This is a genomic window from Sphingomonas canaveralia (assembly GCF_047238125.1).
GTDB lineage: Bacteria > Pseudomonadota > Alphaproteobacteria > Sphingomonadales > Sphingomonadaceae > JBDFMH01.
The window spans coordinates 1-14,689 of the sequence record NZ_JBDFMH010000001.1; the positions used below are offsets into that span (position 1 = coordinate 1).

Genomic DNA, 14,689 nt, shown 5'->3' on the forward strand with positions numbered 1-14,689 from the left:
CACTTCACCGGGATACGAAGGTAAGTGACACCGTTCGCTTCGGCCTCATTGAAATGGCCCGCGCGAATGTTGACCTGGATCGACGGCAGCAGGAGTTTGGGCACGGAAAGTCCGGCATCGCGCTGCTCGCGCATGGCGACGAACTCGTCCTCGCTTACGCCGTCGTGGACGTGGACGCTCGATCGTCGCTGCTCACCCACCGTCGTCTCCCAGCGATAATCGTCGCGACCTGGAGCCTTGTAGTCGTGGCATAGGAACAGCCGCGTCTCGTCGGGCAGAGCGAGTAGCCGGCGGATCGATCGATAGAGCGTACGCGCGTCTCCGCCTGGGAAGTCGGCACGGGCGGTGCCATAATCAGGCATGAATAGGGTATCGCCAACGAAGGCCGCATCGCCAATTAGATAAGCGACATCGGCCGGCGTGTGGCCGGGGACGTGCAGGACATCGACTTGCAGTCCGCCGATCGCGAAGCGGTCGCCATCGTAGAACAGCCGGTCGAAATCCGATCCGTCCGTCCGCAGGTCGTCCATCGCGAACACGGGGCGAAAGATTTTCTGAACGTCGCGAATATGCGCACCGATCCCGATACAAGCGCTGGTGTGCGCCTTGATAAAGGGTGCTGCCGACAGGTGATCGGCATGGGCATGCGTTTCCAGCACGATCGCGATCCGCCAGTTCTGCTCGCGGGCGAAGGCGATGATACGCTCGGCCGAGCGCGTATCGGCGACGCCGCTCGCCATGTCGAAGTCGAGCACCGGATCGATCACCGCCGCGGTCCGCGTCGTGGGATCGCCGACGAGGTAGCTGATCGTGTTCGTCGGTTCGTCGAAGAACGCCTCGATGAAGGGCTCAGTCATCATTTCCTCCGTTAGCACTTGCTAATATATTAGGCAATGCTATATAAGCAATATCTAATGGAGTAGCGATGATGCTTAAATCGCCGATGGACCTGCCGACATTCGAAGCGAAGGCCGGACAGGTGGCCGACACGCTGAAGGCGATTAGCAATGCGCGCCGGCTGATGCTGCTGTGCAAGCTGGTCGAGCATGGCGAGGTAACGGTCGGTGATCTGGCGCGCGATGTCGGCCTGTCGCAGTCGGCTTGCTCGCAGCACCTCGCGAAGATGCGCAACGAGGGCCTCGTCACCTACCGGCGAGAGAGCCAGACGCTCTGGTACGCCATTGCCGACCCGCGCGTCGAAACGCTGCTCGCCACCCTCTACCAGCTCTATTGCAAGGATTGATGCGATGACGCTTGCGACCCTTTCCCCCGCCGACACCCGAGCAGCGATCGATGCCGGTGCGCGGCTGATCGACATTCGCGGTGCCGACGAGCATGCGCGCGAGCGCATCCCCGGCGCGCTGAACGTGCCGCTCGACCGGATCGGCGACCTGCCGCGCGACGGCCGCCCGGTCGTCTTTCACTGCAAGTCGGGAATGCGCACTGCTACCAATGCGGCTCCACTTGGCGCAGCAGCGGGCGGCGCCCCAGCCTACATCCTTGGGGGTGGTTTGGATGCGTGGCGAACGGCCGGGCAACCCATCATCGCCGATCGATCGCAGCCGCTTGAGATCATGCGGCAGGTCCAGATCGCCGCCGGCGTGCTGGTGCTGCTCGGCGTGCTGCTGGGCATGTTCGTCGCGCCTGGTTTCTTCGGCCTTTCCGCCTTCGTCGGCGCAGGGTTGATGTTCGCCGGTGTGACGGGGTGGTGCGGTATGGCCAACTTGCTGCAGCTCATGCCGTGGAATCGACGCGCGGTCGCCTGAAGCGAGCATGGACGCCACTATCCCCGTCGCGCTCGCATCAGGCGGTGTGATCGGCCTGATCCTGGGTCTGGTGGGTGGGGGCGGGTCGATTCTTGCCGTGCCGCTCCTGATCTATGTCGTCGGGATCGGTTCGCCGCACGCCGCGATCGGGACGGCCGCTGTCGCCGTGACTGTTAACGGGCTCGCCAGTTTGATCGGCCATGCCCGCGCTGGCCGTGTGAAGTGGCGGTGCGCCGGCGTGTTTGCGGTTTCGGGCATGATAGGCGCGGCGCTTGGAGCAGAGTTGGGCAAGGCGTTCGACGGCAAGCGGTTGCTCTTCCTGTTCGGGGCCTTGATGATGGGTGTCGGTCTGACGATGCTGCGCAAGCGCCGTATCGCGGAAGCACCCGACGTGCGGCTGACCCGTGAAAGCGCCGCTACGCTGCTACCGCGGCTCGTTCCGATCGGGCTGGGCGTGGGGCTTGCCGCCGGATTCTTCGGGATCGGGGGCGGATTCCTGATCGTCCCGGGGCTGATCTTGGCGACTGCCATGCCGCTGCCGTTTGCGATCGGCACGTCGCTGGTCGTCGTCAGTGCGCTTGGACTGACGACTGCAACCTCGTATGCCCTGTCGGGTCTGGTGGATTGGCGCATGACCGTGTTGCTGGTCATGGGTGGCATCATCGGTGCAATCATCGGTATCGCACTGGGAAAGGTTCTCGGTGCTCGAAAGCGTCTGTTCGAACGCGGATTTGCCGCTGTGGTGATCGCGATCGGGGCGTACATCACTGCGTCATCCATCTGAGTCGCGCCGTTTCACACCATCGATCCACCCGGTTCCCTCGCGCCTAGGCCCGCGCTAATCCATCGCGCATGACCGCACCGCGCCTTGCCGATCCTGCCGCTGAACTCGCCTGGCTCGCCGCGGAGATCGCGCGGCATGATCGGTTGTATCATGATGGCGATGCGCCCGAGATTTCGGATGCGGACTATGATGCGCTGCGCCGGCGCAATGCCGATCTGGAGGCCGCGCATCCCGATCTGGTGCGCGCCGATTCGCCCAGCCGCACGGTCGGGCACGCGCCGTCCTCGCCGCTCGCCAAGGTCGCGCATGCGCGGCCGATGCTGAGCCTGGACAACGCATTTTCGGACGAGGAGGTGATCGAGTTCGTCGATCGCGTGCGGCGCTTCCTGAAGCTGGCAGCGGACGAACCCGTGGCGCTGACCGCGGAGCCCAAGATCGACGGCCTGTCCTGCTCGCTGCGCTACGAGGGTGGCACCCTGGTGCGCGCGCTGACCCGCGGCGATGGCGCGGTGGGTGAGGATGTGACGCCCAATGTCCGCACCATCGCCGATATCCCCGCGACGATCCCGGTGGCAGGCGTGTTCGAGGTGCGCGGCGAAATCTATATGGCGAAGGCCGATTTCGCCGCGCTCAACGCCCGGCTGCTGGCAGAGGCGGAAGATCCGGCGAAGGCGCGCCAGTTCGCCAACCCGCGCAATGCGGCGGCCGGATCGCTGCGGCAGAAGGATGCCGCCGTCACCGCCGATCGCCCGTTGCGCTTCCTGGCGCATGGCTGGGGTGAGGCGGATACGCTGCCGGCCGACAGCCAGGCGGGGATGATGGCCGCGATCGCGGGCTGGGGCCTGCCGGTGGCGGACCTCTTTGCGCGGGTGGAGACGGTGGCGGCCGCGCTCGCCCATTATCGCGCGATCGAAGCGGCGCGCGCCGATCTGCCGTTCGATATCGATGGCGTGGTCTACAAGGTCGATCGGCTCGACTGGCAGGCCCGGCTGGGGCAGGTGGCGCGGGCGCCGCGCTGGGCGCTGGCGCACAAATTCCCGGCCGAGCGCGCGCAGACCGTGCTGGAGCGGATCGACATCCAGGTCGGCCGCACCGGCAAGCTGACCCCGGTCGCACGGCTGACGCCGGTCACGGTCGGCGGCGTGGTGGTGACCAACGCCACGCTGCACAATGCCGACGAGATCGAGCGGCTGGGCGCGCGGCCCGGCGACCGCGTCGTCCTCCAGCGCGCGGGCGACGTGATCCCGCAGATTGTCGAGAACCTGACCCGTGACGAGGATCGCCCGGCCTATACCTTCCCGCATGTCTGCCCCGAATGCGGATCGGCGGCGGATCGGGCACCGGGCGAGGTCGATTATCGCTGCACGGGCGGGCTGATCTGCCCGGCTCAGCGGGTGGAGCGGCTGCGCCATTTCGTGTCGCGCCATGCGCTCGACATCGAAGGGCTCGGCCTCGTCCATATCGAAAGCTTCTTCAGGGACGGGCTCGTCCAGTCGCCGCCCGACATCTTCCGGCTGACGAAGGAGACGCTGCTGGCGCGCGAGCGCTGGGCTGAGGTTTCGGCCGCCAACCTGATCCGTGCGATCGACGATAAGCGTGCGCCGCCGCTCGATCGTTTTCTGTTCGCGCTCGGCATCCGCCATGTCGGCGAGGTGACCGCCCGCGATCTGGCGCGGCGCTATCGCAGCTGGGATGGCTTCCAGGCGGTGATCGATCGTGCGCTGGCGGCGCAGGCGGCGTTCGTGCCCGCAGTGGGGGAAGGCGAGGACAAGCAGCTCGCCCGGCTGGCGAAGGAACTGGCCGCGATCGTCGAGACGCCGGGGGTGGGGCCCGAGGTGGCGCTGGCGCTGGTCGACTTCTTTGCCGAGCCGCACAACCAGGCAGTGGTCGCCGATCTGCTCGGCCAGCTGCGCCCGGCCGACGTGATCCACGAGACGCGCGCCTCGTCCGTCAGCGGCAAGACGGTCGTGTTCACCGGCACGTTGGAGACGCTGTCGCGCGACGAGGCGAAGGCGCAGGCAGAGGCGCTGGGCGCCAAGGTGGCAGGATCGGTTTCAGCGAAAACGGACCTCGTCGTGGCCGGGCCTGGTGCGGGCTCGAAGCTAAAAAAGGCAGCCGATCTGGGCATTTCCGTGATCGACGAGGCGCAGTGGGCGGAGATCGTATCCACCGCTGGCTGATCCGCTTGCGTCGCGCCGCGGTTCCGGCCAAGTCTCGAGCATGCCATCGGCCTTTGGCGATCGTCGCTTCCCGATCTTTCCCGTCGCCGGCCTGGCGATGGTCATCCTTGCCGTACTTGCCGCAATTTGGCTGATTCGCGCACAGGACGAGGCGAGCGCGCTGGTGCGCCACACGATCGAAGTTGAGCTGTCGGTCACCCGCGCGGTGGAGCGGGTGCGTGCGATCGAGTCAGCGCATCGTGGCTATCTGATCGCCGGGAACGCGGAATATGTCGCGGATCTGGAGCGTGCCCGCACCGGCGTTCAATCCGATCTGGATGATCTGCGCCAGCTGATCTCTGACAATCCGGTGCAGCGCGCGAACCTCGACCGGCTGACCCCGCTCGTCCGCCAGAAGATCGCTTTCGCCGATTCCGGGGTCGCCGCGATGCAGGGGCAGGATCGTCAGGCGGCGCTGACCATGATCGAGACCGGGCGCGGCAAGCAGCTGATGACAGCGGTCCGCGAGGCGGTGGATGCGATGCTGAAGGAAGAGGAGCGGCTGCTGGCGATCCGCGTGGCCGAGACGCGGTGGCTCGTCGGTGCGGTCGGCGTGGGGCTGGCCGCCGCACTCGTGCTGGTGATCGCAGTTGCCTATGTGACGGTGAAGGATGCGCAGGGCCGGTTCGTCGAGCTGGAGCGCGCGCGCGACGAAGCGCGGCTAGCGGCGATCGCGACCCAGGCCGAGATGGACGGTCGCGAGAAGGCCGAGGCGCAGCTGCGCCAGATGCAGAAGATGGAATCGATCGGCCAGCTGACCGGCGGGATCGCGCATGATTTCAACAATATGCTGGCGATCATCATCGGCAGCCTGGACATGGCGATGCGCCGCCGCAACGATGCCGAAAAGGTCGACCGGTGCCTGGCCAATGCCCGTGACGGGGCCGAGCGCGCAGCGGCGCTGACGGCGCGGCTACTGGCCTTCTCGCGCCAATCGCCGCTGGCGCCGGTCGCGCTCGATCCCAATCGGCTGGTGGCTGGCATGTCGGAATTGCTGCGCCGGACGCTGGGCGAGGCGATCTCTGTCGAAACGGTCCTGGCAGGCGGGCTCTGGCGCACCTTCGCCGATCCCGGCATGCTGGAAAATGCGCTGCTGAACCTGGCGGTCAACGCGCGTGATGCGATGCCCGAAGGTGGCCGGCTGACGATCGAGACCGCCAACGCCCATCTCGACGACGATTATGCGCGCGCCCACCAGGATGTGATACCCGGCCAATACGCGCTGATCAGCGTCACCGACAGTGGCCAGGGCATGAGCGCCGATACGATCGAGCGCGCATTCGATCCGTTCTTCACCACCAAGGCGATCGGCAAGGGGACCGGGTTGGGGCTGAGCCAGGTGTTCGGCTTCGTCAAGCAGTCCGGCGGGCATGTCTCGATCTATTCGGAACCCGGGCGCGGCACCACGCTGAAGCTGTATCTGCCGCGCTTCAGCGGGCCACTGCCCGAGGATCGCATCGCCGGGAGCGACGATATGGCGCTGCCCGAGGGCCGTGCCGACGAGATCATCCTGGTGGTGGAGGACGAGCAGCGCGTGCGCCATTTCTCGGTCGATGCGCTACGCGAGCTCGGCTACACCGCGATCTCGGCCGGCAGCGGTGCCGAAGCGTTGATCCTGCTTCGCGAGCAGCCCTCGATCGCGTTGCTGTTCACCGATGTCGTGATGCCCGAGATGGACGGCCGTCGCCTGGCCGACGCTGCGCTGCACGAGCGGCCGGGACTGCGGGTTCTCTATACGACCGGCTATACCCGCAACGCCGTGGTGCATAACGGCATGCTGGACGCTGGCGTCGCCTTCCTGCCCAAGCCGTTCACCATCGCGCAACTCGCCCGCAAGGTACGCGAAGTGCTGGACGGACGCGGCGCCAACCGGCCCAATTGATTTCCCTCGTGCCCGATCTTTGCTAACTGGTATCGATGGATACCAATTCCGCCTCTCCCCCGGATGGTGCCGCCGCCGACTGGACGGTGCCGCAGCACTGGGATCGCTTCTCGGCCGAGGATCATGCCGTCTGGGACATGCTGTTCGCGCGGCAGGCTGCACAGCTGCCCGGCCGCGCATCGCGCCGCTGGCTGGCTGGGCTGGACGTGCTGCGGCTGTCGAAGCCGGGCATTCCCGACTTCGCCGAACTGAACGAGCGGCTGCACGCGGCGACGGGATGGCAGGTGGTGGCGGTGCCGGGGCTGGTGCCCGATGCGGTGTTTTTCGATCATCTCGCCAATCGGCGCTTTGTCGCGGGCAATTTCATCCGCCGTCGTGACCAGCTGGATTATCTGCAGGAACCGGACATATTCCACGATGTGTTCGGCCATGTGCCGATGCTGGCCGATCCGGTGTTCGCCGATTATGCGCAGGCCTATGGCCAGGGGGGGCTGCGCTCGCTGGGGTTCGGCGCGCTGCACAAGCTGGCCCGGCTGTACTGGTACACGGTCGAATTCGGACTGGTGCAGGAAGATGGCGGCTTGCGCATCTATGGATCGGGGATCGTCTCCAGCCATGGCGAAAGCCGGTTCGCGCTGGATAGCGACAGCCCCCACCGGATCGGGTTCGATTTGCAGCGCGTGATGCGCACGAAGTATCGGATCGACGACTATCAGCAGAATTATTTTGTGATCGACAGCTTCGAGGCGTTGCTGAAGGCGACGGTCGAAACCGATTTCGCGCCGCTCTACGCCGAACTCGATGCGCTGGCCGATATCCCGCCCGGCGTGATCCTGGACGAGGACCGCGTGATCACGCGCGGCACCCAGGCCTATGCGCTGGACAAGGCCGCCGCCGGCTGACGCGGAACCGCGCCGAACGGCCGATCATTGTCGCGCGATGACCAGGCTGTTCCATGTTTCCGACCTGCATTTCGGCCGCGCGGACGAGGCTGCGCTCGACTGGTTCGCACGGACGGTGCGGCAGGAGCGGCCCGATGCGGTGATCGTGACCGGTGATCTCACGATGCGGGCACGATCGGCCGAATATGAGGCGGCCACCACGTGGCTGCGCGGATTGGGCGTGCCGCTGTCGATCGAACCGGGCAATCACGACCTGCCCTATTTCAACCCGATCGCGCGAATCTTCTCCCCCTACAAGCGCTACAAGCGGGTCGAGCGCGCGCTGGAGAAGCCGCTCGATATCAAGGGGATCTGGCTGGTGCCGCTGCGCACGACCGCGCGCGCACAGTGGCGGCTGAACTGGTCGTTCGGGATCGTGAACCGCCGCAGCCTGAAGGCTGCGCTGGCTCGGCTGCGGCGCTGCCCGCCCGATCATGTCGCGATTGTGGCGTGCCACCACCCGCTGGTCGACCAGGGGCTGGAAAGCGAAGGCCGCACCCGCCGCGGCGAAGCAGCACTGGCCCTGCTGGCCGAGGCCGGCGCAGATGCGGTGCTGTCCGGCCATGTCCACGACGCGTTCGACGTTCCCCACCGCATCGGCGACGCAAATGTGCGGCTGATCGGCGCAGGTACGCTTTCGGAACGCGTTCGCGCGACGCGGCCCTCGTTCAACGAGTTGCGGATCGCGGACGGCGCGATCAGCGTGGCGACGCGAGAGATGGCGTGAAAGCCTGAACCCATCCCGATGGGATAGGAATGATCTAGCGGGCAAACCCCGCCGCGTCCCGCGCGCGCGCCTCGATCGCCGCGGGGTCGATCGGGCCGCTGCCCACCAGCCAGCTGCCGCCGACGCACAGCACATGCGGATCGGAAAGCCAGCCCGGCGCGGTTTCGGCAGTGATGCCGCCCGTCGGGCAGAAGCGCACGTCACGGAACACCGCCGCGAATGCAGCCAGCGCCTTGCGACCGCCCGATGTTTCCGCCGGAAAGAACTTGAACCGGTCGAGCCCGAGATCCAGGCCCAGCATGATGTCCGCGGCGTTGGATATGCCGGGAAGGAACGGCATGCCGCTTGCGATCGCGGCCTTGCCGAGCTTCTTGGTCAGGCCGGGGCTGACGATGAAGTCCGCGCCGGCATCGATCGCGTGTTCCAGCCCATCTTTGTTCAACACCGTGCCGGCGCCCACGATCGCGCCGGGCACCGCTTTCATCGCGCGGATCGCATCCAGCGCGGCAGGCGTACGCAGCGTGACTTCCAACAGCGGCAGGCCGCCGGCCACCAGCGCCTCCGCGATCGGGCGGGCATCCTCGATCCGGTCGATCACCAGCACCGGGATGACGGGCGCTTTCTGCATCAGCTCTGTGATCGTCGGCATTTGGGCGTCTCCTTGGCCGGCTTCCTACCGTCCGCCCGCCGCGCGCGATAGTCTTTGCGCAGGTTAGACGGGCGCCGCATCGCCCTTCGTCCGTCTGTTGCGCAGCCCGTAATGGTGCCAGGTGAAGACGGCCGCAGCGCCGCGATGCGGCCGCCACGCCTCCGCCAGCGCTCGGGTCTGCTTCTCGCTCGGGCGATCGAGCAGGCCAAGCAGCAGCCCGGTCTCGATCTGCACCGCGAGATCACCCGCCGGCCAGATATCGGCGCGCCCTTCCGCGAACAGTAAATAGATTTCGGCCGACCAGCGGCCGATGCCCTTGATCTGGGTGAGAGCGGCGATCGCCTCATCGTCGTCGGCGGGCAGGTGCGCCAGATCGAGCTCACCCGAGGCGATCAGCCGCGCCAGGCTCTGGGCATAGCCGGACTTCTGGCGCGACAGGCCCGCCTCGCGCAGCAATTCGGGCGTGGCGGCATCGAGCGCGGCGACGGGTACGCCATCGCCCAGGGCTGTCTCCAGCTTGCGCCAGACGGACGCGGCCGATGCGACCGATACCTGCTGGCCCACGATCGTGCGCAGCAGCGTGGCATGGCCGCGCGCACTCACCCGTGGATCGGGATAGCCGACCCGTTCCAGCCCGGCTGCGAAGCCCGGTTCGATCGTGGCGAGCGCATCGAGCGATCGGCGCAGTTCGGCGGCAGTGGTGACCATGCATATCCCTTGATTTCGAGCCGGCTGGCCGACATAGCCCGCTTGACCGGAGAGAGGGAGCCCCATGCCGAAGCTGATCGTCACGACCCGCGAGGGTGAGGAACAGGTGCTTGAAGGCGATGCCGGCCTGTCGGTGATGGAAGTGATCCGCGACGGCGGCATCGACGAGCTGCTGGCGCTGTGCGGCGGCTGCTGTTCCTGCGCGACCTGCCATGTGAAGGTCGACCCGGCGTTCCTGGATCTGCTGCCGGCGATGAGCGAGGACGAGAACGATCTGCTCGACAGTTCGGACCATCGCGACGAACAATCGCGGCTATCGTGCCAGATCCCGTTCAGCGATGCGCTGGATGGCCTTAAGGTAACGATCGCGCCCGAGGATTGATCGGGCCGCTGGGGCGGCTGCCGTTTTGCTGTTCGATCCGTTTGCCTTGAGCCTGTCGAGAGGCCGATCTTCCGTTTCGCGACGAGAAGGACGGTCCTTCGACAAGCCCAACGCGGGCGGGGGATGCGTTCCTGTGCCGTCCCCTCAGTCTGCCGGGCTGTGCGTCGCCACCGCGTAGAGCGCGATCGCAGCGGCGTTCGAGATGTTCAGGCTTTCCACGCGCGGGCTGATCGGGAGTTTCGCCAACTCGTCGCAATGCGCCTCGGTGTTGGCGCGCATGCCTTCGCCCTCGGCACCCAGCACCAGCGCCACGCGCGGCGGGCCCAGCGCCTCGCCCAGCGTGCGCGTGGCATGGCCGGTCAGCCCGATCCGCCAGAAGCCGGCTTCCGCGATCTCGCCCAACGACCGGGCCAGGTTGACGACGCGCACCCAAGGCATCGCTTCGAGCGCACCCGAGGCGGAACGCGCCAGCGCACCGGATTCGGGCGGGGAATGGCGATCCTGCGTAATGATCCCCAGCGCGTCGAACGCCACCGCGGACCTGAGCACGGCACCGACATTGTGCGGATCGGTCACCTGATCCAGCACGATCAGCGGACGGCGATCGGATTCGCCCTGGCCGCGTTCGAGCAGATCGCCGAGCCAGATATCCTCGAGCGGATCGACCTCGATCACCAGCCCCTGATGCGGGGCATCGGCCGGCACCATGCGGCCGAGATCGGCGACATCGGCATAAGTAACGGGTACGTTCGGATCGAGCGCCAGCCCGGCCAGCGCCTCGCGCGTACCCCACATCCGGCGCACTGTGCGTTCCGGATTGGCGAGCGCCGCGATCACGGCGTGGCGGCCCCAGAAACGCGGCCGGTTGGATGGCGCCACCGATGGGCGATGTCCGCGGCGTGCCATCAGTCGTCGCTGTCGTCGGGATAGGCGAACGGATCGGTCGGCGCAGGCTTGCTGGGCAGCGGGGGACGCGGCAGCGGATCGGGGGCGTTGGCCGCCTTCCAAAGCATCGTCGCCATGATCACCGATGCCTGGCGCAGATCGTCGCCACGCAGATGATCATAGCTGTCGGCGTTGGAATGATGGGTGGTGCTCTCGTAATCCAGCGGATCCTGGATGAACTGGAAGCCCGGCAGGCCGACATGCTGCATGTAGACATGGTCGGTGCCGCCGGTCTTCTGGATCGCAACCGTGTCTGCCCCCATGCTGGCGAACGGCGCCAGCCATTCGCGGAAGATCGGCATCGCGGCAGGATTGTTTTCGGCATGGATACCGCGGATCCGGCCTGATCCGTTGTCCAGATTGAAATAGGCGGCGAGATCGCGATAACCTGGTTTTGGCGTGAGCGGCCATGCGTTGCTCAACCGGGCGTTGCGCTCGCGCGCCGACATCGTCTCCGCACCCGGGATTGCCGGGAAGCTCACGAAATTGTCCTCCACATAGGCCAGGCTGCCGAGAATGCCCTGTTCCTCGCCCGACCAGAGCGCGAAACGGATCGTGCGACGCGGGCGGACGCCCAGCGACTTCAGGATCCGCGCGGCCTCCATCACCACCGCGCTACCGGCGGCATTGTCCGTCGCGCCGTCGCCGGCCACCCAGCTGTCGAGATGGGCACCGGCCATCACATAGCCGGCCTTCGCGTCGCTGCCCGGCAGATCGGCGAGGATGTTGTAGGCGTTCGGATCCTCATCGTGGAAGCGCACATCGCTTACGATCTCGATCGTCGGGGCGGCGCCGGCCTTGGCCAGCCGCGCCAGCAGCCGGTAATCCTCGGCCGCCAACTCGATGCCGGGCAGGGCGGGGGTCTCGCCGATGGCGAAGCCGCTGCCCTCGCCATGCACCAGGCCACCGTTGCGGCGAGACTTGCGCACCCAGGCGCGCGCGCCTTCAGCCTTCAGGAATGCGTCGAGCTGGGCTGGGAAGCGGATCCGGCGCAGGGTGCGTTCCAGCGTCTCGGGCTGGTAGACGGGCTGCTCGAACTCGTCGAGCTTGCCCAGTTCCTCCCCGCTCAGTCGCTGGAACGGCACGTCCTTCGCATCGGCAGCGGCATCGGGCAGCGTGATCATCACGATCTTGCCGGCCAGCTTGCCGCGCCACTTGGCGAAGTCGCGCTCGCGCCGCAGCGGCGCCACAATAACCTCGCCGGCCAGCGCGCCATCGGTCGCCGGGGTCCAGGCGATCGGGATCGCAGTCAGCGTGGAAGGCCGCGGCGTCACCATGCGCACGCTGGATCGTTCGATGGACCAGCCGCGCCCGAACCGGAAGCCCTGCTTGCGGACGTTGCTGAGCCCCATTTCGGTGAAGCGTGACTGGGTCCAGCGTTCGGCTTCGCGCATCTGCGGCGAGTTTGTCATCCGGCCACCGATATTGTCGGTCAGGTGCGCTGCGGTCTGCATCACCTGGCTGCGGTTGAGCCCTTCATCGAGGATGCGCGCGGGCACCGGATCGGCAACGGGCGCGGCGATCGCGGCGGGGGCGAGCAGCATGAGCGGCAGGGCGAGGCGAGAGACGAACGGCATGGCAACTCCGATTGGCAGGCGATCGACTTAGCCGTGCGCGCGATGCGGGGGAAGCGTTGACAGGCTCTGCGCCATTCGTCATTGAGCGCGCCTTCGCGTCGGCGGGTCCGGGTCCGGACAGGTGGCCGAGTGGTTAAAGGCAGCAGACTGTAAATCTGCCCGTGAAAGCGTACGCTGGTTCGAATCCAGCCCTGTCCACCACCCCCGCCGGCGCGATGCTCCAGCCTTCCTGGCCGAGCCGGGTATCCACCCTATCTGCGGACGATGTTGTGGCACCGCCCCTGCACTTTCGTGACCGACCGGCCGCGCAAATGGAAAAGGCCTGCCGCGTCGCCGCGACAGGCCTCTTCGATCGTCGAGCCCGTCGCGATCAGGCGGCGGCGAGATCCCGGATGCTGCGGCGGCGCAGGGTGCCACCAACCAGGCCGAAGCCGCCGATCATCAGTGCCCAGGCAGCGGGTTCGGGCACCGCGGCAGCAGCAACCTCGAAATTGGCCGAGATCTCCGGGCCGCCTGCGAACTGCAGCGACACATTGTCGATCGCGCCGGTGAAGCTCTGGCCGTCACCCCAGCCGCTGCCCACGCCCAGGCTCAGGCCATAGACGGTAAGGTTGGCACCGGCATTGTCGTCGATCCAGGCCTGCAGGGTCTTCTGACCGCCATTGGCGTTGGCGAAGTTGGGGCCGAGCGCTGTGCTGGTCGCCCAGAAGATGCCGCTGTCGAGCGACGCGGTCAGCGTGGTCCAGCTATCGGTCGGCGCGGCCTGCTGCGTCTGATAGACATTCTCGAACACCAGCGATCCGGCGAAGGCCCCGTCCTTGGCAATATCGAGCCGCAATACGCCCGCGAAGTTCGGGTTAGTGGTCGAGCTGGCATCGCGGAAGAAATCGTAGGAAACCGAAGTCAGCGAGGCGAGCGACGCACCGGTCGTCAGGCCGGCGAAGTAATATTGAAGGTCAGCCTTGCTACCGTCGTTCACGGTCGAGAAATAGGCCGATCCATTGCCGCTGCGTGCATAATCGGTGGTGATGCCGACCGTGCCTTCGCTGCCGACATTGGCCTGGATCCAGCTGTTCGCCGTGATCGGGGCGGACACGCGATTGGCGCCGCCGGGCGAGCCGGCGACGGTGGTGCGGGTGCCAGTGGCATCGGTCGTGGTGGTGGCGACGCCATCGCCGCGGGTGTCGTTCAGATCGGGCAGGCTGGTGTTGTAGACGGTCGTAGCTTGCGCAGGCGCAACGAAGAACAGGCCGGCCGAAGCCAGCAACATGAGTTTATTCACGAGACATCCTCCCTGTTGAGAGGCGCCCGCTACCAGTTGGTAAACAACAGGTAAAGACAAGCGATGTGGTTAATATGGTAACAAATCTTGTCCGAAACAGATCGATCCGTTTCGGCACATGATCTTAATCGTCACGCAGACGAAACGGACTTCCGGTAATCAGTAACGGCGCAGCAGACCTGCGAGCCGACCCTGCACACGCACCTGATCGGGCGCATAACGCTGCGGATCGTAGAGCCGGTTCGCGGGATCGAGGCGGACCATGCTGCCTTCGCGGCGGAAATATTTGAGCGTCGCCTCATTGTCGTCGATCAATGCGACGACGATCTCGCCCTCGCGCGCGGCGTCGGTGCGGCGGACGAGCGCATAGTCACCATCGAGAATGCCCGCATCGACCATCGAATCGCCGGATACTTCCAGCGCATAATGTTCGCCGGGCCCAAGCAGCGCGGCCGGCACCGACAGCATCGACTGTCCTTCCAACGCCTCGATCGGCACACCGGCCGCGATCCGGCCGTGCAGCGGAATTTCCAGAACGTCGTTGGCCGGCTGTAATACCGGGGTGGGCGCACGCACGGCCGCCTTGGCGGGTGCCGGCTTCGCCAGATCGGGCATGCGCAGGATTTCCAAAGCGCGAGCGCGGTTGGGCAGGCGACGGATGAAGCTGCGTTCCTCGAGCGCGCTGATCAGGCGGTGGACGCCGGACTTCGACTTGAGTTCGAGCGCCTCCTTCATCTCCTCGAACGAAGGCGACACGCCCGTCTGCCCAAGGCGATCATGGATGAAGCACAGCAGTTCATGTTGCTTCTTGGTCAGCATCGCACGGC

At 66.4% G+C, this 14,689-nt stretch carries 15 protein-coding genes and 1 tRNA gene; 9 read left to right on the top strand and 7 right to left on the bottom strand.

The annotated features are described in order from the left end of the window. Window positions 1–857, bottom strand: an 857-nt coding sequence (locus tag ABC347_RS00005; protein WP_413243747.1) for an MBL fold metallo-hydrolase, incomplete at its 3' end; no start/stop codon positions are given. Window positions 858–925: 68 nt separating this feature from the next. Between ABC347_RS00005 and ABC347_RS00010 the strand changes: the two genes are divergently transcribed. The 7 genes from ABC347_RS00010 to ABC347_RS00040 all read left to right on the top strand — a co-directional run bounded on the left by ABC347_RS00010 (window position 926) and on the right by ABC347_RS00040 (window position 8,319). Next, window positions 926–1,243 (top strand): ArsR/SmtB family transcription factor, encoded by a 318-nt coding sequence (locus ABC347_RS00010; protein WP_413243748.1) that lies wholly within the window; start codon window positions 926–928, stop codon window positions 1,241–1,243. Window positions 1,244–1,247: 4 nt separating this feature from the next. After that, the gene (locus ABC347_RS00015; protein WP_413243749.1) at window positions 1,248–1,766 is read left to right on the top strand and encodes a rhodanese-like domain-containing protein; all 519 of its coding nucleotides are present in this window, start codon (window positions 1,248–1,250) and stop codon (window positions 1,764–1,766) included. 7 nt (window positions 1,767–1,773) lie between these two features. Continuing rightward, the gene (locus tag ABC347_RS00020) at window positions 1,774–2,550 is read left to right on the top strand and encodes a sulfite exporter TauE/SafE family protein (RefSeq protein WP_413243750.1); all 777 of its coding nucleotides are present in this window, start codon (window positions 1,774–1,776) and stop codon (window positions 2,548–2,550) included. Between the two features lie 68 nt (window positions 2,551–2,618). Beyond that, a complete protein-coding gene (gene ligA / locus ABC347_RS00025) occupies window positions 2,619–4,730 on the top strand; it encodes an NAD-dependent DNA ligase LigA (protein ID WP_413243751.1) in 2,112 nt (703 codons plus the stop codon). A gap of 40 nt (window positions 4,731–4,770) precedes the next feature. Continuing rightward, window positions 4,771–6,651, top strand: a complete 1,881-nt coding sequence (locus tag ABC347_RS00030) for a CHASE3 domain-containing protein (RefSeq protein ID WP_413243752.1) — start codon at window positions 4,771–4,773, stop codon at window positions 6,649–6,651. Window positions 6,652–6,686: 35 nt separating this feature from the next. Then, window positions 6,687–7,553 carry a phenylalanine 4-monooxygenase gene (gene phhA / locus ABC347_RS00035; RefSeq protein ID WP_413243753.1) on the top strand — a complete coding sequence of 289 codons (867 nt, stop codon included), beginning with the start codon at window positions 6,687–6,689 and terminating at the stop codon, window positions 7,551–7,553. 37 nt (window positions 7,554–7,590) lie between these two features. Next, on the top strand, window positions 7,591–8,319 hold the full coding sequence (locus ABC347_RS00040) for a metallophosphoesterase family protein (protein ID WP_413243754.1): 729 nt from the start codon (window positions 7,591–7,593) through the stop codon (window positions 8,317–8,319). A 34-nt stretch (window positions 8,320–8,353) separates the two neighbouring features. On the opposite strand, the gene eda is transcribed toward ABC347_RS00040, so the two are convergent. Both eda and ABC347_RS00050 read right to left on the bottom strand, forming a co-directional pair. Then, the gene (gene eda, locus ABC347_RS00045; protein WP_413243755.1) at window positions 8,354–8,968 is read right to left on the bottom strand and encodes a bifunctional 4-hydroxy-2-oxoglutarate aldolase/2-dehydro-3-deoxy-phosphogluconate aldolase; all 615 of its coding nucleotides are present in this window, start codon (window positions 8,966–8,968) and stop codon (window positions 8,354–8,356) included. Between the two features lie 63 nt (window positions 8,969–9,031). Beyond that, window positions 9,032–9,676, bottom strand: coding sequence for a DNA-3-methyladenine glycosylase family protein (locus tag ABC347_RS00050; RefSeq protein ID WP_413243756.1), 645 nt, complete (start codon window positions 9,674–9,676; stop codon window positions 9,032–9,034). 64 nt (window positions 9,677–9,740) lie between these two features. Between ABC347_RS00050 and ABC347_RS00055 the strand changes: the two genes are divergently transcribed. Beyond that, a complete protein-coding gene (locus ABC347_RS00055) occupies window positions 9,741–10,058 on the top strand; it encodes a 2Fe-2S iron-sulfur cluster-binding protein (RefSeq protein WP_413243757.1) in 318 nt (105 codons plus the stop codon). 144 nt (window positions 10,059–10,202) lie between these two features. Here the strand turns inward: ABC347_RS00055 and ABC347_RS00060 are convergent, their stop codons facing one another. Both ABC347_RS00060 and ABC347_RS00065 read right to left on the bottom strand, forming a co-directional pair. Continuing rightward, the gene (locus tag ABC347_RS00060; RefSeq protein ID WP_413243758.1) at window positions 10,203–10,964 is read right to left on the bottom strand and encodes a TrmH family RNA methyltransferase; all 762 of its coding nucleotides are present in this window, start codon (window positions 10,962–10,964) and stop codon (window positions 10,203–10,205) included. Continuing rightward, window positions 10,964–12,580, bottom strand: a complete 1,617-nt coding sequence (locus ABC347_RS00065) for a M20/M25/M40 family metallo-hydrolase (protein ID WP_413243759.1) — start codon at window positions 12,578–12,580, stop codon at window positions 10,964–10,966. Before ABC347_RS00065 ends, ABC347_RS00060 begins: the two co-directional genes overlap by 1 nt. 115 nt (window positions 12,581–12,695) lie before the next feature. On the opposite strand from ABC347_RS00065, the gene ABC347_RS00070 reads away from it, so the two are divergent. Next, window positions 12,696–12,781 (top strand) — tRNA-Tyr (locus ABC347_RS00070). 169 nt (window positions 12,782–12,950) lie between these two features. Here ABC347_RS00070 and ABC347_RS00075 read toward each other — a convergent pair. After that, complete coding sequence (locus ABC347_RS00075; protein ID WP_413243760.1) at window positions 12,951–13,862, bottom strand: PEPxxWA-CTERM sorting domain-containing protein; 912 nt, start codon at window positions 13,860–13,862, stop codon at window positions 12,951–12,953. A 159-nt stretch (window positions 13,863–14,021) separates the two neighbouring features. Next, window positions 14,022–14,681, bottom strand: coding sequence for a transcriptional repressor LexA (lexA, locus tag ABC347_RS00080; protein WP_413243761.1), 660 nt, complete (start codon window positions 14,679–14,681; stop codon window positions 14,022–14,024). Window positions 14,682–14,689 lie beyond the last annotated feature (8 nt).